Consider the following 21,211-nt stretch of genomic DNA (forward strand, 5'->3'; position numbering starts at 1 on the left):
AGGTGAAACGTCCTCTATATTTCGAAATAGCGAACTTGCCGTGCAAAGGAGCACGGCTATGCAGAGGACAGGAAGAGGCTGAGCCGGCATGGATGCCACAGACATCATCGCCGAACAGGTCCGCGATGCTGTCAGGCTTCGCGGACTCGACCCTCGTATGGAACCCGAGCCCACGCGAGCACTCATCCGCGATGTCATCGCCGCCTACGACGAACACACGCTCAGCGGATCACTCCCTCTGCTGGATGACCCCGAACAGGCATTCCAGCGGATAGTCGACGACCTCACCGGCTTCGGACCCCTTCAGCGATTCCTTGACGACCCAGAAGTCGAGGAAATCTGGATCAACAGTCCCGACAAAGTGTTCATCAGCCGCGACGGCATCAGCGAACTCACCACACTCGTCCTCAGCGACACCGACGTCTACGAACTGATCGAAAAGATGCTGCGCACCAGCGGCCGTCGCGTCGACCTCTCACAGCCCTTCGTCGACGCGAGCCTCCCAGACGGTTCCCGCCTGCACGTGGTCCTGCCCGACATCACACGCCGCCACCCTTCGGTGAACATCCGCAAGTTCATCAAGAAAACCCGCAGCCTAGACGACCTGGTCAGAACAGGTTCCCTCACCTCGTCAGCGGCACGATTCCTCGATGCGGCAGTCAAGGCGGGCGCCAACATCGTGGTCTCCGGAGCAACCCAAGCCGGCAAAACAACAATGCTCAACGCGCTTGCCGGCTCCATCCCGGCACGCGAACGGGTGATCTCCTGTGAAGAAGTCTTCGAACTGGCCATTCCCACCCGCGACTGGGTGCCCATGCAGTGCCGGCAAGCATCCCTTGAGGGCACCGGTGAAGTCACACTGCGCGACCTCGTCAAAGAAGCCCTGCGCATGAGGCCCACCCGGATAGTCGTCGGCGAAGTCCGTCAAGCAGAAAGCTTCGACCTGCTCATTGCTCTCAACTCCGGTTTGCCCGGGATGGGCACCATCCACGCGAACTCGGCTCGCACCGCCGTAACGAAGCTGTGCACCCTGCCGCTGCTGGCCGGGCCGAATATCGGCTCCGAATTCGTCACACCCACTGTTGCGGCGGCTCTCGACCTGGTCGTACACCTGGCTCTGAACGCCGACGGTTCCCGCCGGATCGTAGAAATCGCAGCCGTCCCCGGTGGAATGGAAAACGGCGTCGTCGAACTCGAAAGCGTTTTCCACACCGTGAACGGCACCTTGGTCCGCGGCACCGGGTTTACGCACCTGGGCGAGCGCTTCTCCCGCATGGGGCTGAACATCCACCAGATTCTGGAGAACGCATGAGCGCCTCAGCAACCGCCGTCATGTGCGGTGTGGGAATCGGCACCGGGCTGGCCCTGCTGTGGTTGGCCATGTGGGAAGGTCCGCCGAAGCGCAAACACACGTTCGGCTTTATACAGAACCTCGAAGACCAGCTCAAGACGGCCGGGTTCCACCGGTTGAAACCGGCACATGTTTTCGTCGCCGCTGTCCTTGCCACCGTGCTGACGATGTTCACGGTATGGGTCGTGACAAACGCCCTGCCGATTGCCGTGTGCTTTGGCATCTTTGCCGCAGCTGCGCCTTTTGCTGCTTTGAAGGCGAAAGCTCGCAAAACCGCTTTCAGCCGCCGTGACCTGTGGCCGCAGGCAGTCGATCATTTGAGTTCGGGGGTGCGCGCCGGACTCTCGCTGCCTGAAGCCGTTGCCGCTCTTGCTGAACGCGGACCCGAAGGGCTGCGGCCCATCTTCGCCGTGTTCGCCCGCGAATACCGAGCAACAGGCGTTTTCTCAGTGGCTTTGGACCGTTTGAAAGACGCAGCGGCCGACCCCGTTGCCGACCGGATTGTGGCAGCACTGCGAGTCACACGCGATGTCGGCGGATCTGATCTGGGCACCCTGCTGAAAACCCTCAGCCACTTCCTGCGCGAAGACTCACGCACCCGGGCAGAACTCACGGCACGCCAATCGTGGACCGTCACGGGTGCGCGTCTGGCAGTGGCCGCCCCGTGGGTTGTTCTGGGCATGCTCGCCACCCGCCCGGAAGCCGCTGCTGCCTACAGTTCACCGCGCGGCGCAGTGCTGCTGGCCGTCGGCCTGGTGGTGTCACTCACCGCTTATTCAGCCATGAAGCGCATCGGCCGACTGCCGGAAGAACCACGAGTTCTGAGGTCCTGATGTCACCCATTGTTGTCATTGCTCTGGGCGTGCTCATCGGAATTGCCGCCGCCAACCTCGTTATGGCCCTGCCGATTATGCGCCGCCCCAGCCTTGAGGATCGTCTGGCGCCCTACATGCGGGAATCGAAAACTGTCGGCCGCATGTACTCGCTTTCTGCACCTGACACCGGAGGACTGCGCGGGTTCATCGGCACAGTCATCGGCAAGGCCGCCAGCTGGCTGGGTGAACGGCTGACAACGGATGCCGGAGTGCGCAGCCGACTCGAACGCCTGGGCCCTCACGCCACGGTTGAGCGTTTCCGTGCCCAGCAGATTGCTTGGACCGCCGCCGGAATTGTGCTCGGCATTGCGGCAGCAGTCGGCCTTTCTGCCGCGCGGGGCTTCCATCCCGTGTTGGTCATCGCCATGCTCGTCCTGTTCGGCGTTGCCGGACACTTCTTCAACGATTGGCTGCTCACCCGCGCCGTCCGCCGCCGCGAACAGCGGATCCTTGCGGAATTCCCCACGATTGCCGAACTGCTTGCACTGTCCATCACCGCCGGCGAATCAACCGTCGATGCCCTTGAGCGCATCTGCCGCACAACAACGGGGGAACTCAGCCGCGAACTGCAGACCGCCCTGGCCGAGGCACGCACCGGAACACCCCTGGTGGAAGCCCTGGACACCATGGCGCAGCGCTCCGGTGTGCGCAGCCTGAGCCAGTTCGTCGATGGGATTGCCGTCGCCATCGCTCGCGGTACTCCCCTGTCAGAGGTTCTGCGTGCCCAAGCCGCGGATGTCCGTGCTGAAGGCCGCCGTTCACTCATGGAACTGGCAGGCCGCAAAGAAGTCGGAATGCTCGTTCCCGTAGTCGCCTTCGTCCTGCCAATCACCGTCATCTTCGCCGTCTATCCATCGCTTGCGGTCCTGCAGCTGGGACCGTAACTGCTTGCTCCAACACAAGTTCAAAGGAGAACCCATGTTTGACCGATTCACCGCACACCTGCTGGCATTCGCAGCCGCCGTCTTTCCACCCGCCACTGGGCGACGCAGCCGTTCTGACCGAGGTGACGTGCCGGGCTGGGTGCTCATCACAGTCATGACAGCGGCCCTCGTGGTCGGCTTGTGGGCATTGGCCGGCGAAGCATTCACCGGCTTCTTCCAAGATTCCATGAACAAGGTCCGCAACGCGGGCTGATGACCACCCGCACAGTGCCCTCCCGCAGGGCACCTGCCCACACCTTGCCGGCCCTTACAGTGCGCCCGCGAAGAACACCCGCACGCAGAGCCGATGCGGGCAATGCGGTTGCCGAATTCGTCCTCGTGGCAGCACTGCTGAGTTTGGTGTTTGCGGCTGTCCTGCAGATTGTGCTGGCAATCCACGTGCGCAACACGGTCACAGATTCAGCTCTTGCCGGCGCCCGACATGCCAGCCTGGTCGGACACACTCCAGACCAAGGTGCAGAGGTCGCCCGCGAACTCATCACCACCGCGATTTCACCGAGCTACGCCGAAGACATCACTGTCGAAGAAGACCACGAGGCGGGGCTCGTCACCGTCACAATCCGCACCCCTGTTCCCGTGGTCGGGTTCCTGGGTCCCGGCGGTGTGTGGGAGCTGCGCGGGCGTGCCCTGATGGAGGATCCGTCGTGAGAAAAGCGGATTCCGGGCGGGCCCCGATCGAGTTCATCTTCGCCTCGGTCGTCCTCATCATTCCCCTGGTGTACGGGGCACTCGCGTTTTCACAGGTGCAGTCAGCCGCCTACGCGGCCCAGGCTTCCGCGGTCGATGCCGCACGCGCAGCAGCCCGCTATCCGCAGTCAGCCGAGGAGCGCGCACACCAGTCCGCCCAGCTGCACTTCGCCGATTTCGGCCTGGGCTCTGCCGAATACACCATCCGCTTTGACTGCGCCGGAGACTGCCAGAAAGACGGGACTCGTGTGACGGCGACTGTGGAATCTACTGTTCCGCTGCCCGGAATCCCGCGCTGGCTGACGTCCGGTGGGAAAGCCGGGATCACCGTCCAGTCGGAACACGCTGACATTGTCGCGGCATTCGGTGAGGTCAGGCCATGAGCAGGCGCAGGGATCGCGGCTCGATCATGCCTCTGTCCATTGGGTTTATGAGCATCGCCCTGGCCCTGCTCATCATTGCGGTCGTCATCACCGACATCTACATGGCCCACCGCAAGCTGTTCGCCATGGCAGATTCCGCAGCACTGGCCGCCGCGGACTCCTACACACCAGGGCTGACCGAACAGCCGTCCCTGTTCTTCACCAACGCCGACATCGAAAGCGCCGCCAGCCGCTACATCCGGCAGTCCGCCGACGATTCCCGGTGGACAAGCATGCGCGTGCGAGCGCACACCACCGACGCCAATCACGTGTCCGTTGAACTCACCGCCGGCTACAAACCGGTCCTCATCAGCCCTTTTGTACCCAAAGGACTCCCCTTGCGCGCCGCCGTCACAGTTGAAGGGGCTCTGCTCGATCCCGAATCCCGGTGAATCACGAGGTGCCGCCCGGCATGGTCTTTTAGGGTCGGCTTCTGTGGGGCTTGTGGGTCGCCGACTTCTGTTCCGCGCTCTGTGGACAGGACACGTGCAATCCACAGGGGTTCACATTGGGGTGTGCGGCGATGCTCAGCTCGCCTATGTTCCAAGCATGGCTCAGACAACCGTTCACGTCACCGGACAGGGGCACGCGTCGTTTTCGCTCAGTGCTCCTGACCGTGCGAGCGCCGCTGATGTTCTAGCCGCCTTCACCCGCCACACCGCGGGTGATTCTGTCGGGGCGTGGGCAGTCCGGTCCGATGGCGAACACTCTCGCCCCACCTCGGAAACCTGGCGGCAGTGGTGTTCCCAACATCCGGCGACCGTCGTCAGTCGTCCCACCCAGCTCGACGTGCGTGCGAGGCTCACCGGAGTCCAGCCTGCCGCCACGATCGTGGCAGGACCGGACGCTGGTTTCTCTTTCGCACTGCCGCCGCACACTGTCACGGTCGGTCGCAGCGAACGCGCTGATTTCTGCCTGCAGGACCCTTTTGCATCGCGCACTCCGCAGCAGCTGCGGTTCGGCACGAACACTGTCGGCAGCAGTGTCGTGGTTGTTGATGACGGGCAGCTCGAAACCGTCAACAACGCCGTCATTCCTTGGCCGAAACCGCCACGGGTCGCACAGCTGAACCGCCCGTCGATTCTGCATCTGGTCATTCCACTGGTCATAGGGATTGCCCTGGCAATGGCCATGCAAGTGTGGTGGTTTCTTGCCTTCAGCCTGTCCGGCCCGCTGAGCGCGGGACTGCAGCTGCTGACAGAGCGGCGGCGCATCCGCAGGCAGTCAGCCGAAGGTCTGCGTTCCTATGCCGCCAGTCTGCACACGCTTGCAGAAACGGTAGAGCAGCGAGCGGCCGAAGCGAAGATTCCGCCCAGTCGTGACCGGCTGACGGTGTGCATCGGCTACGGGACAGTTCTCCTTCCCGCGACGGTCGCCGAACCACCCGAACCGGATGAATCGTGGGATGACGACTACCGTGCCGCGTGCCAGACACTCGAGGGCAGAACCGTGCTGCCGATCGATGCTGCCACACGCAGAATTCAGGCCCAGGCGCCCATCAACATCGACCTTCGGGAACACTCGGTTGTCCTCTGCGGTGCTGAGGCCGTGCCGATTGTCCGGGCTCTGTGCGCCCCACTCAGTGCTGCCGCGATTGTTGTCCACGGCCGTGCCGCAGCCCGACGCACCCCGGAACTGCTGACTGTTTTGCCCGTCTGCCCCTGCGTGTATGGAGACAACTGTGTCGACAGCGAGGCGGCTGTAGCCATCACGGTTGACCACGACCGGATTGCCGTAGCCGGCGCTGACGCCAAGAAGTCGGTTGTGGTTGAAGCGTCTGCCCGCAATGCGCGGATCGTGCAAGCTGCCTCATCACCTGCGACGATGCCGGAGCCCGGCGCGATCAATCCCGCGCGCATGTCCACCGGAAGGTTCCTCAGCTTGTGCCCGCACACGTCTGGCACGGACGAGGCATGGTCGGAACCGGTCAGTTTCGACGACTTGGCCTCCCAGTGCACGCGGGCCGAGGTGCCCATCGGCCTGGGCCCGGACGGCCCGGTTTCCGCTGATCTGTTCACTGATGGTCCCCACGCGCTTGTTGCCGGCACCACGGGAAGCGGAAAGTCAGTCCTCCTGCAGACGTGGATTGCCGCTCTGTGCCGCAGCCGACGGCCGGATGAGCTGCGGTTGATCCTCATGGACTTCAAGGGCGGAGCGGCGTTCTCGTCCCTGGCTGGGCTGCCGCACGTTGAATCGAGTTCGGACAATCTGGACCTGCGTTCAGCCCTGCGCACTCTGCGCAGCGTTCAGGCGGAGGTCCGCTATCGCGAAGGCGTGCTCAAAGCCTCCGGATGCCCCGACATTGACGCCCACAATCAGACTGAAGCCGGGCCGCTGCTTCCGCGGATCGTTGTTGTGATTGACGAGTTCCAGGTGCTGACGGCTGACTTTCCACCCGGTGTTGAAGCGCTGGAATCCCTCACGGCCTTGGGACGGTCGCTTGGCATCCACATAGTGCTGGCCACGCAGAAGCCTTCCGGAGTCATCACATCGCGCATGCGCACAAACATCGCTCTGCGCATCTGCATGCGCGTACGGGATGCTTCTGACTCGCTCGAAGTGCTCGATTCTCCTGTTGCTGCTGACTTCCCTCCGGACCGGCCCGGGATGGGCTGCATATCCACCGGTCACCGCAGCGATATGTTCCGCGCGGCCAGTCTGGACATTCCCGCTGACGCGTCTGCCCAGGTGAGCTGGCGCCGGCTCGACACTGGCGAGCGCGAACCCGGTTCCGCCTCGGGTGCGTGCAGTATTGAGGTCGAGGCACCGCCGGTGCCGATCCTGCAGCAATTGCTGCAGACAGCACGGCCGAGGAACACCCGGCGAATCACCCCAGAAACTCTGCCTGAGGTTTTGCCGCTGAACGGATCGGGGCCGGTGGGACTCATTGATCTGCCCGACCGGCAGACCGTTGTGGACTGGATGCCCCAGGCGGACCTCAGCACAGCGATCGTCGGCGGGCCGCGCACGGGTAAGTCATCTTTGCTGTGGCTGCTTGCCCGCGTGTTTTCTGAGGTCAGCAAGGAGGCTCGGGGCAATGCGAGAGCTCAGTCTCCGGACAGTGTTCTGTTCACGCGGGATGGGCCTTCGTGCTGTCGGTCAGGACTGTTGGTGGTCAATCACGCTGATGCGTGGCTGGTGGAATATGCGCTCGGCAGGGTAGAGCAGACGGTTGCGTCTGGTGGACGTCCGCGAGTGTTCATTGACGACTTCGAACACCTGACGTCTCAGCCGCACATTCTCATGCGTCTCGAAGCGCTGCTGAGTGACACCTCGGCCGTCATCGTGTGTGACCGCAGGACACTGAGCTCAAAAGTCGGCGCATCGATCAGCCGACGGCTTTTCTTCCCACCGGCCTCCGATGGGGACACGGTGTTTCTGGGACTCAGCAATCACCGTTTCGACGGCTTCCCTGCCTCGGGACGGGCTGTTCTCATTGCCCCACACACCGACTGCGGAAAAGCGCGTGCAGATGAGGGCTTGTCTCAGTGGGACGCCGATGTCATTGGGCCTGACGGGGTCGATGTGCAGGTCGCCTACACGGAGGGGACGGGTGGTGCTGACGGCGCGAGCACTGCGGAGTCTGCGGGTGCTTTTGCTGCCCCCGCTCCCCCGCTGCCGTGGGGTATCGGGCGCACCCCGACTCCTGGTGCTCTCGGCTACGGTCCTTGCGGCGAGCCTGTTGTGTGGGACGCAGAAGAGCACGGCCACGTGCTGAGCATCATCGGTCCAGCAGAAGTGCGGCAGAACACTGCCGCGCGTCTTACTGCCGCCGGACAGCCTGAAGTCTTCACACAGCTCAGTGCGGCCGATGCACTCCCGGGTGACATCGCGCCGGCAATGACGGCAGAAAGGGCAGTGCTTGGGTGGGGTCTGCATGAACAGCTGCCCTATGGATCGCCCGCCGCCCAAGCGAGCGCTTTGGGCCCCAGAATCATCGTGGGCGCCAGAGCTCGAGCCGAACTGGAAAACCTCGGTCTGCGACACCTGCCCGTCGCCCCACCGGGGATAGCATGGTTCATCACGCGGACTGCCGCAATACCGATACAGCTGCAGGAAGGACCATCGCTATGACAGTCAGCTGGTGGCAACCGTGTCGTACTCGTAGAGCACGCGTGCTTTGCCGGCCTCCACCAGACCATCAATGAGCGTTGAGAGCACCGGCATTTCGTCCGTTACCTCGACCACAACCGGGGTGTCAGTCGACAGACGCGCAATGAGAGCGCCCGTGTCCTCCAGGGCAGCCTGGAATTCAGGAGAATCAGCCGACCCCGCCTCGCCAGCATCGCCGTCATAAACAGCGCCGACGGTCAGCTCGGTCGCCCCGTCCTCACCGTCGTCAATCGCGGGGAACGACACTGCAAAAGCCGTGATCTGACCATCGCGGCGCATAAGCGCAGCCCCGTGTGCGCCGGTTGCCTCAGACAGAAAACGCTGATTGACCTGACCAATCGTCATTTCAGCCGGACGGTCAGCGCGATTAACGCCCGCATACCAACTGCCGAACGCCTGAGTCAGCGCGACAGAACCGGTGGCGGTCACCTCGAAATCCTCCAACCGGTCAGCACCCAAACCACCCAAACCGGCAGCCTCAATGCGTACCACCCTGGTGCGAAACAGCGGCGAAAAGCCCCAGGCTGCGGCGGCCTGCGCTCCCGGCGTGCCCGGCTCCACCCGAGCCCGCAACGGCAGCCCCTCCAGATCCGTGCCAACAACGGCCTCGCGTGCGGCGCTCAACAGAGCCGAACCGACACCTCGTCGTTCATCAGTTGAGGCGACCTCAACATGTGCCCACGCACGCGTAGGGTGGGCCGGCGACTGTGCCACCGCAGCAGCACCGACCAGCACATCATCGGCCGCTTCGGCAACAACAGCCCGGCTGACAGGAACATCAGCATCCGCGCGGAAAAGCGAACGCGCCATGTGGGCGGCAGGGTTCTGCGGATCACCAAGGATCGTGTTGAGCTTGAGATCGTCACCGTCGACAAAAGGGCGGATGCGCATACAAAGTCCTTCCAAGGCAGCTGACCCCACCATTTTAGGCCCGCCCACCCCAACGCCCGGCCCCGGCAGATGTGACCAGCCCCGCGGTGTCTCGCAGTGCCTGACGGAAGCGCATTCCGATACCGTTATGACATGACTTCGAATACCTCGCCCACGGAGGCTCAGATGACGGACAACCCCATGGAAACGGCCGAAAAGGCCGCAGCGGTCATCAACTCGGCAGCCGGTGTCGACAAACACGACATCGCACTGGTTCTCGGCTCCGGCTGGGGAAGCGCAGCGGACCTGCTGGGCGACACGATCGCCGAAACCCCGGCGGCAGAAGTCCCCGGATTCCACGCCTCGGTCGTTGCCGGCCACGGCGGCACCCTGCGCTCCATCCGCCTGAAGAACAGCGACAAAGTCGCCCTCGTCCTGGGTGCGCGCACCCACTACTACGAAGGCCGCGGCGTACGCGCAGTCGCCCACGGAGTCCGCACCGCAGCGGCTGCCGGCGCCGACAAGCTCGTGCTGACCAACGGCTGCGGCTCAACCTCAGAAGAGTTCGCCCCCGGCACCCCGGTCATCATCAGCGACCACCTCAACCTCACCGCCGTCAGCCCGCTCGAAGGTGCAAACTTCGTTGACCTGACGGACCTCTACTCCCCGCGCCTGCGCGACGTTCTGCGCGCTGTCGACCCCGAACTCAAAGACGGCGTCTACGCACAGTTCCCCGGACCGCACTACGAAACCCCGGCGGAAGTCCGCATGGCCCGCACTCTCGGAGCTGACCTCGTCGGCATGTCGACCGCCCTCGAAGCAATCGCAGCCCGTGCCGCCGGGCTGGAAGTCGTGGGCATTTCGCTGGTGACCAACCTCGGTGCCGGAGTATCCGCCACTCCCCTGTCGCACGCCGAAGTCATCGAAGCCGGCCAGGCCGCAGGACCGCGCATCTCAGCCCTGCTGGCCGAAGCTGTCAGCACGATGGCCGAACTGCCCCGACAGGAGCGCTGAGCCATGATCGCCGACCGCTTCACAGATGGCTTCGACCCCGAAATCGTCAAAGCTTGGATCGCTGACGACCCCAACCCCGTCACCGCGAAAGCCCTGCAGAAGCAGCTGGATGCAGCCACGGGCGAACCTGGCGAAGCTGCCGACCGCGCAATCGCCGACATCACCGAAGGCTTCCAGGGCCTCCTGCAGTTCGGCACGGCCGGCCTGCGCGGCGAAATCGGGCCCGGCCCCAGCCGCATGAACGCCGCCGTCGTCACCCGCGCGGCCGCAGGACTCGCGGCGGCTCTGCGCGATGTTGTCGGTGAGGGCTTCACCGTGGCCATCGGCTGCGATGCCCGCCACGGATCGGCTGACTTCGCCCGCATCACCGCCGCCGTCGTCACCCAGGCCGGCGGCCACGCCATGCTCTTACCGGCACAGCTGCCCACACCGCTGTTGGCCTTCGCAGTCAAGCACCTGGGCACCGACGCCGGCGTCATGGTTACCGCCAGCCACAACCCGCCCCAAGACAACGGCTACAAGGTCTACCTTGGCGAGCGGCCCCTCATCGGTTCGGCTCGCGCTGCCGCAGACGCCGACGGACGCGAACTCACCGACGCTGAGCTCGAAGCGCTCACGGCAGGTGCCGGCGCGCAGATCGTCGAACCTTTCGACGCGTTCATTGCCGGCAAAATCGCCGAGGTGCCGTCTGTCGGCGGCATGGACCTGCCGGACACCGGCTGGACGGAACTGGGCGACGAGGTGCTCGAGGCCTACACCGACCGGCTTGCCGAATTCACCGACATGGCCGGTGCCCGCCAAACTGAACCGCTGACAATCGTCTACACCGCCATGCACGGTGTGGGCGGCCAGACAGCGCTGCGTGTTCTTGAACAGGCCGGCTTCACGGATGTTCACGTAGTCGACCAGCAGCACCAGCCCGACCCCGATTTCCCCACCGTCGCATTCCCCAACCCGGAAGAACCCGGTGCGCTCGACCTCGCCTTCGCCAAGGCGCGCGAGGTCGGGGCAGACCTCATCATCGCGAATGACCCGGATGCCGACCGCGTATCGGCCGCAATCCCGGATCCCCGGGAGGAAAGCGGCTACCGCCAGCTTTCCGGTGACGAGGTGGGGCTCCTGCTGGCCGAATTCATGGCCGGAACCGTGCGCTCACGCCAGGCAATGGGCGAAACGTGCGTCATGGCGAACTCGATCGTGTCCTCAACCGCTGTTGCCCAGTTGGCGGCCAACCGCGGCATTGCGCACCGGGAAACGCTGACCGGTTTCAAGTGGATCACCCGCGTACCCGGCCTGGTGTACGGCTACGAGGAAGCGCTCGGCTACTGCGTCGACCCTGAGGCTGTGCGCGACAAGGACGGCATCAGTGCGGCCGTCGTCTTCGCCGGTCTGGTCTCCAAGCTCAAGAGCACGGGACTGACCGTTGAAGATCAGCTGGATGACATTCGCCAGCGCGACGGTGTTTTCCTCACCGCCCCGCTGACCTTCCGCTTTGAGGACGTCGACAAGATCGCCGCGGCCGTTGATTCGCTCCGCGGCACTCCGCCTGCTGAACTTGCCGGGCTGGATGTAGTTGAGGTCATCGACCTTGCCGCCGGGAGCGATGAACTGCCGCCCACCAACGGCATCAAACTGCGCTTGGAAGGCGGTGACCGGATCATCATCCGTCCGTCGGGAACCGAACCGAAGCTCAAGTGCTACCTGGAGACGGTCGCACCGGCTGATGGCTTCGATTCCCCCGAGGACGTGGGTACCGCGGTTGCAGAATGCCGCCAGCGCCTGTCCGCGCTCTCAGCCGCACTCGGCGCATGCCTGGGGCTGTAAAAGCGCTCGCTGGCAGACCACAGATCCGGCCGCCGAACCTCGGCACACCGGCCAAGACACCGCGAAAGAGCAAATCCACCCGTTAGCCGTGCGGCTAGCGGGTGGATTTGTTGCTATTGGGAGTTTTTGCGGCTAAGGGGTGTTTTCAGGCTTACGCGTGTTTCCGTGCAGTCTGCAGGCAAAACACCCCGCAGCCGAGTCAATCTAGAACCGAAGCCAAAACCTCAGTCTTCGAAGCCTTCCAGCACTGCGGCGGAACCGGACAGTCCCAGGCGGGATGCGCCGGCTTCGATCATTTCGCGTGCAGCTTCTGCCGATCGGATGCCGCCGGAGGCTTTAACGCCCAGGGCGTCGCCGACGGTCTTGCGCATGATGGCCACGGCGTGTGCCGAAGCTCCGCCAGCCGGGTGGAAGCCGGTGGAGGTCTTCACGAAATGGGCGCCGGCCCGCACCGAGGCTTCGCAGGCGGCGACGATTTCGTCGTCTTCAAGCGCTGCGGATTCGATGATGACCTTGACCAGAGCATCGCGCCCGGCCTTCTTGGCAGCATCTGCAACTGCTTCAACAACACCGCGGATGTCAGCTTCCACGTCATCCCACAGGCCGGCCTTGGCCGCACCGATGTTGATGACCATGTCGACTTCCTGAGCGCCCTGTTCGACAGCCAGCGCCGCCTCGGCAGCCTTGATCTGGGGTGCGACAGCACCGGAGGGGAACCCGCAGACAGTGGCGATCACAAGGTCGCCCGTGTCCTTCAGCGGCAGAGCCGACGGCGACACGCACACCGCAAGCACGCCGAGGCTCTTGGCTTCCTCAACGAGCGCGGCAAAGTCTTCCGGGGTGGATTCGGGCTTGAGCAGCGTGTGGTCGATCATCGCTGCGACATCGGTCTTCTTCATAATGCTCCTTGAGTTCACTTGATGTGGTCGAAGATGACCGAGGTGGATTCGGCAGCCTCTGTCGCTTCCGGGCTTCCTGCCGGGGCGATCACAGTTGCCCCCTCGAGGCTTTCGAGGGCTCGGTCGAAGCGCTGAGCTTCATCGGTGTAGAGAGTCATGAGCGGCGCGCCGGCTTCCACGGCGTCACCGGGCTTGGCGTGCAGGCGGATGCCCGCACCGGCCTGAACAGCGTCACCCGGACGGGCGCGGCCTGCTCCCAGCCGCCACGATGCCTGGCCGACCGAAAGAGCGTCAAGACGGGTGAGAACACCGGATTCGGCAGCCGTGACAACGTGGCTTTCGCGGCCCATCGGCAGCTTCGCGTCCGGGTCGCCGCCCTGTGCGCTGATCATCTGGCGCCACTTGTCCATGGCGCGTCCGTCCTTGAGCGCTGCGGCAACGTCAACGTCTGTCTTGCCGACCAGTGCCAGCATTTCCTGCGCCAGTGCGACAGTGAGTTCAACGACGTCGGCCGGGCCGCCGCCGGCCAGCACCTCGACGCTTTCCTCAACTTCGATCGCATTGCCAACGGCGAGCCCCAGCGGAGTGTCCATGTCGGTGATGAACGCGGATGTTGCGGTGCCGGCAACCTTGCCGAGTTCAACCATGGTGCGGGCAAGCTCTTCAGCCTTCTGGCGGTCCTTCATGAACGCACCGGAACCCGTTTTGACGTCCAGGACGAGAGCTTCTGTGCCTTCCGCGATCTTCTTCGACATGATCGACGATGCAATGAGCGGAATCGTGTCGACAATCCCGGTGATGTCACGCAGCGCGTACAGCTTCTTGTCTGCAGGTGCCAGGCCTTCTGTGGTTTCGCAGATGATGGCGCCGACCTCGTCCAACTGCTGCACAATGCCCTCGGTGGAAATCGCTCCGTGCCAGCCGGGAATCGCTTCGAGTTTATCCAGCGTGCCGCCGGTGTGGCCGAGGCCGCGGCCGGACAGCTGAGGCACAGCTACATCGAACACTGCAACCAGCGGGGCCAGCGGCAGCGTGATCTTGTCGCCCACACCGCCGGTGGAGTGCTTGTCCGTGGTGGGCACTGACAGGCTGGAGAAGTCCAGCGTCTGCCCGGAGTTGATCATGGCCTGCGTCCAGTGCGTGATTTCGCGGGATTCCATGCCGTTGAGGAAGATCGCCATGCCGAGGGCCGACATCTGTTCGTCAGCGATGACACCGCGGGTGTAGGCGTCGATTGTCCAGTCGATCTGTTCGTCGGTCAGGGATTTGCCGTCGCGCTTGGCGATGATGATGTCTACGGCGTCGAACTTTTCCACGTCGCACGCTCCTCAGGGTTGCGGTTGGGTGGTTGTCGTTTCCAGGTGGTCGGGCCCGAATGCTTCGGGCAGCACGACGGACAGCGGTTGGATGCCGCTGGGCATGTCCAGCAGGAGGTCGGGGCCGCCGAATTCGTACAGCAGCTGCCGGCAGCGACCGCACGGCACAAGCTTTTTGCCTTCGCCGTCACAGCAGCTGAACGCGACGAGCTTCCCTCCCCCGGTGGCTGCCAGCTGCGACACGAGTCCGCATTCGGCACACAGGCCCAGTCCGTACGAGGCGTTCTCGACATTGCATCCGGTAATCACGCGGCCGTCGTCCACGAGCGCTGCCACTCCGACCGGGTAGCCGGAGTACGGCGCGTAGGCGTTCCGCATGGCCTGGCGGGCCTGTTCGCGCAGGTCCTCCCACACGTGTTCGGCCACACCGCCCGGCATAGTGCCGGGCCGGCTGTCGCCGGTTTCTGACGAGGTGCCGCTTGCCTGTGCTGGCATGTGCATCACTGCTTGGAGTAGGGAATGCCTTCGGCGGCCGGTGCGCGGACTTTGCCGACGAATCCTGCCACGGCGAAGATTGTGACGATGTACGGCAGCATGAGCAGCAGGTCCGGCGGGATGGGCGAGCCGATGGCCGACAGCGAATTGCCGAGGTTCTTGGCGAACCCGAACAGCAGCGCGGCCATGAGCGCACCGCGCGGGTTCCACTTGCCGAGGATCATGGCGGCCAGGGCGATGTAGCCCTGTCCGGCGGTCATTTCCTTGCCGAATGCCAGGCCCGAGCCGACGGTGAAGAACGCGCCGCCCAGGCCGGCGATTGCGCCGGCCATGATGGTGTTGAGCACGCGGCCGCGGTTGACGTTGATGCCGACGGTGTCAGCTGCGCGCGGGTGTTCGCCGATAGCGCGCAGGCGCAGACCCCACTTGGAGTTGAACAGCGCGATCTGCAGAACGGCCACGAGGATGTACATGAGGTACACGAGGATGTTCTGGTTGAACAGCACCGGCCCGATGATCGGAATGTCCGACAGCACGGGCACGGGCAACGCTGGAAGGCGCATGGAGCGGTTCCACTGTTCCGGATTGTCCGACAGGACGGTCGAAAAGAAGAAGCTGGTCAGACCGACTACGAGGACGTTGAGGACAACACCGATGATGATCTGATCGACCCAGTAGCGCACCGCGAAGAACACCAGGACGATTGCCACGAGCACACCGCCGATCGGTGCGGCGATAAGACCTACGTAGGGGTTGCCGACAAGCGAGGCGACGACTGCTGCAACAAACGCACCGGCCAGCAGCTGGCCTTCAATTGCGATGTTGATGATGCCGGCACGTTCGCCTACCAGGCCGCACATGGCACCGAAGATCAGCGGAACCGACAGGGCGAGTGCACCAGCGAGCAGCGAGGTTGCGGGGATCACGCCGGATCCGGCACCCGACCAGGCGAGGAACGCGATGACGAACAGCACGCCGACGGCAACGGGAAGCCAGTTGCCGATTGTGATGCGCTTGAGCTGACCCCAGAACGACACTCCGGCCAGGATTACAAGCAGCAGACCCAGCACAATGCCGGTGGTTTTGGCATCGACGGTGATGTTCGGGATGTGGAAGAAGTCGCCCTGCTGGCCAAGCTGGAACGTGGCCTTGCGGCCGCTTTCGGCAGCGAAGCCGAAGGCCACCAGGGCGATGAAGGCCAGGACACCGTAGACAACCGGGAACTTCCAGTCCCGCGGTGCTAGCTTCTGGGTGCTGTGAACGCTGGTCTGTGTGCTCATCGTTCCTCCCCGCCCTTGGCAGCGGCTGCTGTGGTCTGTGCGGCGTTTGCCGCTTCTGTGCTTTCGGCCTTCGCGTCGGCCGAGTCTGCCGCCGCTGCACCTGTCGAGGTGCCGCTCGACTTCGTGTCTTCACGGCGCTTCTCAATGGGCTCCGGCAGGCGGAAGATGGCCCTGACCAGCGGGGGTGCCGCAATGAGCAGGACGATGATCGACTGCACGACGAGCACGATGTCAATCGGCGTGCCGGTCTGGGCCTGCATGAGGTAGCCGCCGGCTTTGAAGCCGCCGAAGAGGATGCCGGCGAAGAACACGCCGATTGGGCGAGAACGGCCCAGAAGAGCGACCGTGATGGCGTCGAAGCCGATGGTTCCGGCGATGCCGCCGCCGACGTTGCCTTCTGTTGCCAGCACCTGGTTGGCGCCGCCGGCACCGGCCAGCGCACCGGCAATGGCCATGACGACGATCGTCACCTTCGACACTGAAATGCCCGCGGTGCGAGCTGCGGCCGGGTTCTGTCCGACCATGCGCATTTCGAAGCCGATGGTGGAGCGCTCCAGCAGCCACCAGATGATGACAGTGGCGAGGATCGCGATGATGAAGCCGATGTGCAGGCGGAACGGATCCGGCAGGATCTTGAAGAAGTGCGCGGTCGAATCGATGTTCGCCGTCAGCGGGATCGACCCTTCTTTGTGCTTGTACCACTCCTGTTTGAGCAGGTAGGCCATGAGGTACAGCGCGATCGAGTTGAGCATGATCGTCACGATCACTTCGTTCGCGCCGGTCTTGGCCTTAAGCACACCGGCAATGGATGCCCAGATGGCGCCGGCGAGCATACCGCCGACGAGCGCCACGATCATGTGGAGAACAACCGGCAGGTGCATCGCGTAGCCCAGGTAACCGCCGAAGACCGCACCCAGGATCACCTGACCCTGACCACCGATGTTGAACAGTCCGGAGCGGAAGGCCAACGCAATGCCGAGCGCGGTGAGGATCAGCGGGGTTCCCGACACCAGCGATTCGGTCAGCGGGCGCACGGAGCGCACAAAGGAGTTCGCGTTCCAGTCGAACACGGCACCTCGGAAGAGAGCCGAATAGGCTTCGAGAACCGAGTGGAACGCGTAGTAGAAGAAGTCGCTGGGGCGGGCGAAGATGTAGCCGGCTGCCCGCTGAACGTCAGAATCGGCCAGGATGATGAGCACGGCGCCGGCGACCAGGGCGATGACAATCGCCAGGACCGACACCAGCCAGCTGCCCGACAGCAGTCCGCGGATGATGCTCTGACGCGCACTGCCCCGGGCAGTGCTGCCGGCAGTGGTCTTCTGATTCATACGATGTCCTCCTGGGCTGCCTGGCCGACCTCTGTCACAGCCGAACCGTCGGCAACGCGGGCGTTGGCTTCTTCTTCGGGCACACCGGCCATCATGAGGCCCAGAACGTCACGCGATGTGTCGCCGGGCACGGTGCCGATGATCTGACCGCGGTACATCACGGCGATCCGGTCGGCAAGGTTGAGCACTTCGTCGAGTTCTGTTGACACGATGACGCACGGGGTGCCGTTGTCACGCTCTTCGATGATCCGCTTGTGGACGAACTCGATGGAGCCGACGTCCAAACCGCGGGTGGGCTGGCTGGCCACGAGCAGGCGCAGGTCGCGCCCCATTTCGCGCGACAGAACAACTTTCTGCTGGTTACCGCCGGAAAGAGTGGATATCTGGTCCTGGACTGATCCGCAGCGGATGTCGAACTGTTCAACCTTTTCCAGTGCGGCTGAGCGGATGGCAGCCGGGTTGAGGGCCAGTCCGTTGGCGTAGGGTTTCTGGTCGTACCAGTCGAGAATCATGTTCTCTTCAATCGAGAACCCGGCCACGATGCCGTCGGTCGAACGATCTTCGGGAACGAAGCCGATGCCCTTGTTGAGCCTGGCTTTGATCGATGAGGATTCGAGGTTTACACCGTCGAGCTCGATCGTTCCGGCCGCTGGAGTTTCCAGGCCGATGATCGCTTCGGCAAGTTCGGTCTGGCCGTTGCCGTCGACACCGGCGATCGCCAGGATTTCGCCGCGGCGCACGTCAAGCGACACATTGTTGAGTGCGGGCAGGTTGTTCTTGTCCAGCACCGTCAGGTCCGTGACCTTGAGTGCGACGTCACCGGGTTCGGCAGGAGTCTTGTCGGATTTGAGGTTCACTTCGCGGCCGACCATGGCCGAGGCGAGCTCGGCTTCTGAGGATTCGGGGCTGACTTCGCCAACGACCTTACCGCGGCGGATGACGGTGATGGAGTCCGCAACGGCGCGGACTTCGCGAAGTTTGTGGGTGATGAACACGATCGAGGTTCCACGCTCTTTGAGCTGGCGCATGATTTCGATGAGCTCATCGGTTTCGTGCGGGGTCAGCACCGCTGTTGGTTCGTCGAGGATGAGCACCTTTGCGTCGCGGGACAGCGCTTTGATGATCTCGACGCGCTGCTGAGCGCCGACGGGGAGATCTTCGATGTAGGCGTCCGGGTCGATGTCAAAGCCGAAGCGAGCCGAGATCTCCTTGACTTTCTCCCGGGCCTGCTTGAGGTCCAGAAGGCCGAGCGACTTGGTCGGCTCGTAGCCCAGGGCCACAGATTCCGCGACCGTGAAGACGGGAATAAGCATGAAGTGCTGGTGCACCATGCCGATGCCTGCCGCAACAGCGTCACCCGGACCCGAAAAAGACACGGGTTTATCGTCGATGAGGATGCGGCCAGCCGTGGGCTCATACAGTCCGTAGAGGACGTTCATGAGTGTCGATTTGCCCGCACCGTTCTCGCCCAGAAGTGCGTGGATTTCACCTGGTTCGACGACGAGGTCAATCGAATCGTTGGCGGTGAATTCACCGAACTTCTTCGTGATTCCCTCGAGGGTGAGTTTCACTGATTACTCCTCAATACGTGTGGACAGGCACGGTCCCGGCAGGAAGATTCTAACTGCACGGCGGCAGTCGCACTTCCATGCCGGGACCGGTGTCTCATTTCAGAGACCTGCGCTCAGCGCAAGGTCACTTGGGAGCGTTCTCGGTTTCGACCTTGGTCTTGCCGTCGATGATCTCCTGCTTGATCTTCTCGACACCCTGCTTGACTTCGTCCGAAACCTTGTCTTCGTGGTCGTGGAACGGAGCGATCGACACGCCTTCGTTCTTGAGGTCGCCCACGTAGGGTTCGCCGGTGAACTTGTCTTCGGAGGCTTCCTTGGCGCTGTCGTAGACGGCGTTCGACATTTCCTTGAGCACCGAAGTCAGCATGAGGTCGCCGTACTCGGTGGTTTCGTAGCCGTCAGCGTCAACCCACACAAGCGAAACATCGCCGTGCTTCTTGGCGGACTCAGCAGCGCCGAGGCCGACGGGGCCTGCCACGGGCATGACGATGTCAGCGCCCTGCGAAATGAACTGGTCGGTCAGAGCCTGACCCTGACCCTGGTCCGAGAAGTTTCCGACGAACGAGCCCTTCTGCTTCTCCTTGTCCCAGCCGAGCAGCTCAACCTTGCCGTCGTGGTCCTTGTTGTAGCGGTCCACACCGTCAGCGAAGCCGTCCATGAAGATCGACACGGACGGAATCTGCATACCGCCGAAGGTTGCAACCTTGCCGGTCTTCGAGGTGCCGGCGGCAACGTAGCCTGCGAGGTAAGCGGCTTCAGCGGTGTTGAACACCAGCGGCTTGGCGTTGTCGTATTCGACGGTTTCGCCGTTTTCGTCCGCGAAGTAGGAGTCGACGAGCGCGTATTCGATGTCGCTGTTCTGTGCGGCCGATTTGCCGAGCTCAGCAGCGAGGTTGTAACCCACGCCGTAGATGATGTTGCAGCCGTTCTGCACCATGGTGTCGACGTTCTGCGAGTAGTCCGACTTGTCCTTGGATTCGGCGACTGCTTCCTGCAGGCCGAAGTCCTTCACGGCGCGGTCGAAGCCGTCCTTCGACGACTGGTTGAACGACTTGTCATCCCAACCGCCTTCGTCAGAGATGATGCATGCCTTGAAGTCAGACTTCTCGGCGTCGGCGCCGCCTTCGGGGGCTTCGCCACAGGCGGAAAGAGCGAGAGCTGCGGTCGCGAAAACGGCGACGGCAGGAGCGAGGAATTTGCGCTTCACAGTCACTTCCTTAGAACGACGCACCGTGCGGGGGATCGATCGAAGCTCTCTAAGCACAGCTTTCTGAACAGCCCACGCGTGATGCATGCAGTGATATTACGCCTTCAAGAATACTGGAAGAACACCCAGGATTTCGTGAGGGGATGCTCAGCACCTAGCCGGAGACACAGCACGCCCGGTATTGCAAGAGTCAACGGGGCGTGATCTTCAGCACACTCGCATCTCGCTATCCGAAATAGCACCCCCCGAGTTCTCGGCGTTTTCACTGATCAACACCGATTCCAAGGCTCTTTGAATCCCAAAAGACGGACAAGCTTTCAGAAATCACCGAGCTTCCCCAATTAGGATGAGGCCCATGCTTCCGGAATCCCTTAACCGCCTGTTCGACACTGCCGGAAAAGAGCAGTTCCCATCGGACTCTGACTTCAATGCGGAACTTGCGCATCTGGTTCACGCCAATATGGCGCAGACCAATCTCATCCGCACCGCGCAGGCGCATTTCGCGCGTCGTCACGGCCTCAACCTCGTTGACTTCACCGTCCTGACCGAGATCATCCACGCGACAGACGAACGCACCACCGTCACTCCCGGCTTCATCAGCGAACGCCTAGCGCTTTCGGCTTCAACCCTGACCTCTATTCTTGAGCGTCTGGTCTCCCGCCGTCTGCTGGTGCGCGAACGCGACACGGCCGACAAGCGTCGGATCGCAGTCAGCTACACGGCAGATGCCGCGCAGCTCGTTACAGACTTCTACAGTTCGGTCGGTCAAATCTACGCGGCAGCTTTCGCCGACGAAGGCAAAACAGAAGGGGCCCTCGAACTGACGCAGAAGCTCGAAGACGCCAACCGGTCCCTCTACGAATCTCTGCGCGACCGCATCCTCTGACCAACTGCCGGCACCGGGACTCAATCCCAAGGAGCCGACAGCTCATATTCATCCAACAGCTGGGGGTCCGCACCAACAGGTGCGGACCCCAGTTCTATCCCTTGCCCCAGCGGACCAGGAGGCACAGGA

Annotated in this window: 19 protein-coding genes; 11 read left to right on the forward strand and 8 right to left on the reverse strand. The window is 63.2% G+C overall.

What is annotated here, in order from left to right; all coding sequences use genetic code 11:
• Positions 1 to 88 precede the first annotated feature (88 nt).
• The 8 genes from HMPREF3087_RS07270 (at position 89) to HMPREF3087_RS07305 (ending at position 8,353) form a co-directional block, all read left to right on the forward strand.
• Positions 89 to 1,312, forward strand: a complete 1,224-nt coding sequence (locus HMPREF3087_RS07270; RefSeq protein ID WP_070428632.1) for a TadA family conjugal transfer-associated ATPase — start codon at positions 89 to 91, stop codon at positions 1,310 to 1,312.
• Positions 1,309 to 2,184, forward strand: coding sequence for a type II secretion system F family protein (locus HMPREF3087_RS07275; protein ID WP_070428633.1), 876 nt, complete (start codon positions 1,309 to 1,311; stop codon positions 2,182 to 2,184). The genes HMPREF3087_RS07270 and HMPREF3087_RS07275 overlap by 4 nt, the downstream gene beginning before the upstream one ends.
• Positions 2,184 to 3,110 (forward strand): type II secretion system F family protein, encoded by a 927-nt coding sequence (locus HMPREF3087_RS07280; protein ID WP_070428634.1) that lies wholly within the window; start codon positions 2,184 to 2,186, stop codon positions 3,108 to 3,110. The genes HMPREF3087_RS07275 and HMPREF3087_RS07280 overlap by 1 nt, the downstream gene beginning before the upstream one ends.
• Before the next feature lie 34 nt (positions 3,111 to 3,144).
• A complete protein-coding gene (locus HMPREF3087_RS07285) occupies positions 3,145 to 3,363 on the forward strand; it encodes a hypothetical protein (protein WP_062020295.1) in 219 nt (72 codons plus the stop codon).
• Positions 3,363 to 3,818, forward strand: a complete 456-nt coding sequence (locus HMPREF3087_RS07290; protein ID WP_256173064.1) for a TadE family protein — start codon at positions 3,363 to 3,365, stop codon at positions 3,816 to 3,818. The genes HMPREF3087_RS07285 and HMPREF3087_RS07290 overlap by 1 nt, the downstream gene beginning before the upstream one ends.
• Positions 3,815 to 4,240 (forward strand): hypothetical protein, encoded by a 426-nt coding sequence (locus HMPREF3087_RS07295; RefSeq protein ID WP_061942217.1) that lies wholly within the window; start codon positions 3,815 to 3,817, stop codon positions 4,238 to 4,240. The genes HMPREF3087_RS07290 and HMPREF3087_RS07295 overlap by 4 nt, the downstream gene beginning before the upstream one ends.
• Entirely contained in the window at positions 4,237 to 4,671 is a 435-nt protein-coding gene (locus HMPREF3087_RS07300; RefSeq protein ID WP_019175997.1) for a pilus assembly protein TadG-related protein, read from the forward strand. Before HMPREF3087_RS07295 ends, HMPREF3087_RS07300 begins: the two co-directional genes overlap by 4 nt.
• A gap of 157 nt (positions 4,672 to 4,828) precedes the next feature.
• Entirely contained in the window at positions 4,829 to 8,353 is a 3,525-nt protein-coding gene (locus HMPREF3087_RS07305; protein WP_141738904.1) for an FtsK/SpoIIIE domain-containing protein, read from the forward strand.
• Between the two features lie 3 nt (positions 8,354 to 8,356).
• Here HMPREF3087_RS07305 and HMPREF3087_RS07310 read toward each other — a convergent pair whose 3' ends face one another.
• Positions 8,357 to 9,283 (reverse strand): histone acetyltransferase, encoded by a 927-nt coding sequence (locus HMPREF3087_RS07310; protein WP_070428636.1) that lies wholly within the window; start codon positions 9,281 to 9,283, stop codon positions 8,357 to 8,359.
• A 165-nt stretch (positions 9,284 to 9,448) separates the two neighbouring features.
• On the opposite strand from HMPREF3087_RS07310, the gene HMPREF3087_RS07315 reads away from it, so the two are divergent.
• Both HMPREF3087_RS07315 and HMPREF3087_RS07320 read left to right on the forward strand, forming a co-directional pair.
• A complete protein-coding gene (locus HMPREF3087_RS07315; protein WP_070428637.1) occupies positions 9,449 to 10,276 on the forward strand; it encodes a purine-nucleoside phosphorylase in 828 nt (275 codons plus the stop codon).
• Between the two features lie 3 nt (positions 10,277 to 10,279).
• The gene (locus HMPREF3087_RS07320; protein WP_070428638.1) at positions 10,280 to 12,100 is read left to right on the forward strand and encodes a phospho-sugar mutase; all 1,821 of its coding nucleotides are present in this window, start codon (positions 10,280 to 10,282) and stop codon (positions 12,098 to 12,100) included.
• A gap of 224 nt (positions 12,101 to 12,324) precedes the next feature.
• On the opposite strand, the gene deoC is transcribed toward HMPREF3087_RS07320, so the two are convergent.
• The 7 genes from deoC to HMPREF3087_RS07355 form a co-directional block, all read right to left on the reverse strand.
• Positions 12,325 to 12,999 (reverse strand): deoxyribose-phosphate aldolase, encoded by a 675-nt coding sequence (gene deoC / locus HMPREF3087_RS07325; RefSeq protein WP_070428639.1) that lies wholly within the window; start codon positions 12,997 to 12,999, stop codon positions 12,325 to 12,327.
• 14 nt (positions 13,000 to 13,013) lie between these two features.
• Positions 13,014 to 14,315: a thymidine phosphorylase gene (locus HMPREF3087_RS07330; protein WP_070428640.1), complete on the reverse strand. Its 1,302-nt coding sequence runs from the start codon at positions 14,313 to 14,315 to the stop codon at positions 13,014 to 13,016.
• A 12-nt stretch (positions 14,316 to 14,327) separates the two neighbouring features.
• Positions 14,328 to 14,753 (reverse strand): cytidine deaminase, encoded by a 426-nt coding sequence (locus tag HMPREF3087_RS07335; protein WP_070428673.1) that lies wholly within the window; start codon positions 14,751 to 14,753, stop codon positions 14,328 to 14,330.
• A 62-nt stretch (positions 14,754 to 14,815) separates the two neighbouring features.
• Positions 14,816 to 16,090 carry an ABC transporter permease gene (locus HMPREF3087_RS07340; RefSeq protein ID WP_062020316.1) on the reverse strand — a complete coding sequence of 425 codons (1,275 nt, stop codon included), beginning with the start codon at positions 16,088 to 16,090 and terminating at the stop codon, positions 14,816 to 14,818.
• Positions 16,087 to 17,418, reverse strand: coding sequence for an ABC transporter permease (locus HMPREF3087_RS07345; RefSeq protein WP_070428641.1), 1,332 nt, complete (start codon positions 17,416 to 17,418; stop codon positions 16,087 to 16,089). Before HMPREF3087_RS07345 ends, HMPREF3087_RS07340 begins: the two co-directional genes overlap by 4 nt.
• Entirely contained in the window at positions 17,415 to 18,989 is a 1,575-nt protein-coding gene (locus HMPREF3087_RS07350; RefSeq protein WP_070428642.1) for an ABC transporter ATP-binding protein, read from the reverse strand. Before HMPREF3087_RS07350 ends, HMPREF3087_RS07345 begins: the two co-directional genes overlap by 4 nt.
• 124 nt (positions 18,990 to 19,113) lie before the next feature.
• Positions 19,114 to 20,196: a BMP family lipoprotein gene (locus HMPREF3087_RS07355; protein WP_070428643.1), complete on the reverse strand. Its 1,083-nt coding sequence runs from the start codon at positions 20,194 to 20,196 to the stop codon at positions 19,114 to 19,116.
• Between the two features lie 355 nt (positions 20,197 to 20,551).
• Here HMPREF3087_RS07355 and HMPREF3087_RS07360 point away from each other — a divergent pair, with 355 nt between their 5' ends.
• Positions 20,552 to 21,082: a MarR family winged helix-turn-helix transcriptional regulator gene (locus tag HMPREF3087_RS07360; RefSeq protein WP_070428644.1), complete on the forward strand. Its 531-nt coding sequence runs from the start codon at positions 20,552 to 20,554 to the stop codon at positions 21,080 to 21,082.
• Positions 21,083 to 21,211 lie beyond the last annotated feature (129 nt).

The organism is Brevibacterium sp. HMSC22B09 (assembly GCF_001806795.1).
GTDB classification, from domain to species: Bacteria; Actinomycetota; Actinomycetes; order Actinomycetales; family Brevibacteriaceae; genus Brevibacterium; species Brevibacterium ravenspurgense.

Excerpts from the sequence above, each read along its gene's own strand:
- HMPREF3087_RS07270 (WP_070428632.1), top strand. The coding sequence starts at position 89 with ATGGATGCCACAGACATCATCGCCGAACAGGTCCGCGATGCTGTCAGG.
- HMPREF3087_RS07275 (WP_070428633.1), top strand. The coding sequence starts at position 1,309 with ATGAGCGCCTCAGCAACCGCCGTCATGTGCGGTGTGGGAATCGGCACC.
- HMPREF3087_RS07280 (WP_070428634.1), top strand. The coding sequence starts at position 2,184 with ATGTCACCCATTGTTGTCATTGCTCTGGGCGTGCTCATCGGAATTGCC.
- HMPREF3087_RS07285 (WP_062020295.1), top strand. The coding sequence starts at position 3,145 with ATGTTTGACCGATTCACCGCACACCTGCTGGCATTCGCAGCCGCCGTC.
- HMPREF3087_RS07290 (WP_256173064.1), top strand. The coding sequence starts at position 3,363 with ATGACCACCCGCACAGTGCCCTCCCGCAGGGCACCTGCCCACACCTTG.
- HMPREF3087_RS07300 (WP_019175997.1), top strand. The coding sequence starts at position 4,237 with ATGAGCAGGCGCAGGGATCGCGGCTCGATCATGCCTCTGTCCATTGGG.
- HMPREF3087_RS07305 (WP_141738904.1), top strand. The coding sequence starts at position 4,829 with ATGGCTCAGACAACCGTTCACGTCACCGGACAGGGGCACGCGTCGTTT.
- HMPREF3087_RS07310 (WP_070428636.1), bottom strand. The coding sequence starts at position 9,283 with ATGCGCATCCGCCCTTTTGTCGACGGTGACGATCTCAAGCTCAACACG.
- HMPREF3087_RS07315 (WP_070428637.1), top strand. The coding sequence starts at position 9,449 with ATGACGGACAACCCCATGGAAACGGCCGAAAAGGCCGCAGCGGTCATC.
- HMPREF3087_RS07320 (WP_070428638.1), top strand. The coding sequence starts at position 10,280 with ATGATCGCCGACCGCTTCACAGATGGCTTCGACCCCGAAATCGTCAAA.
- deoC (WP_070428639.1), bottom strand. The coding sequence starts at position 12,999 with ATGAAGAAGACCGATGTCGCAGCGATGATCGACCACACGCTGCTCAAG.
- HMPREF3087_RS07335 (WP_070428673.1), bottom strand. The coding sequence starts at position 14,753 with ATGCCGGGCGGTGTGGCCGAACACGTGTGGGAGGACCTGCGCGAACAG.
- HMPREF3087_RS07340 (WP_062020316.1), bottom strand. The coding sequence starts at position 16,090 with ATGAGCACACAGACCAGCGTTCACAGCACCCAGAAGCTAGCACCGCGG.
- HMPREF3087_RS07345 (WP_070428641.1), bottom strand. The coding sequence starts at position 17,418 with ATGAATCAGAAGACCACTGCCGGCAGCACTGCCCGGGGCAGTGCGCGT.
- HMPREF3087_RS07360 (WP_070428644.1), top strand. The coding sequence starts at position 20,552 with ATGCTTCCGGAATCCCTTAACCGCCTGTTCGACACTGCCGGAAAAGAG.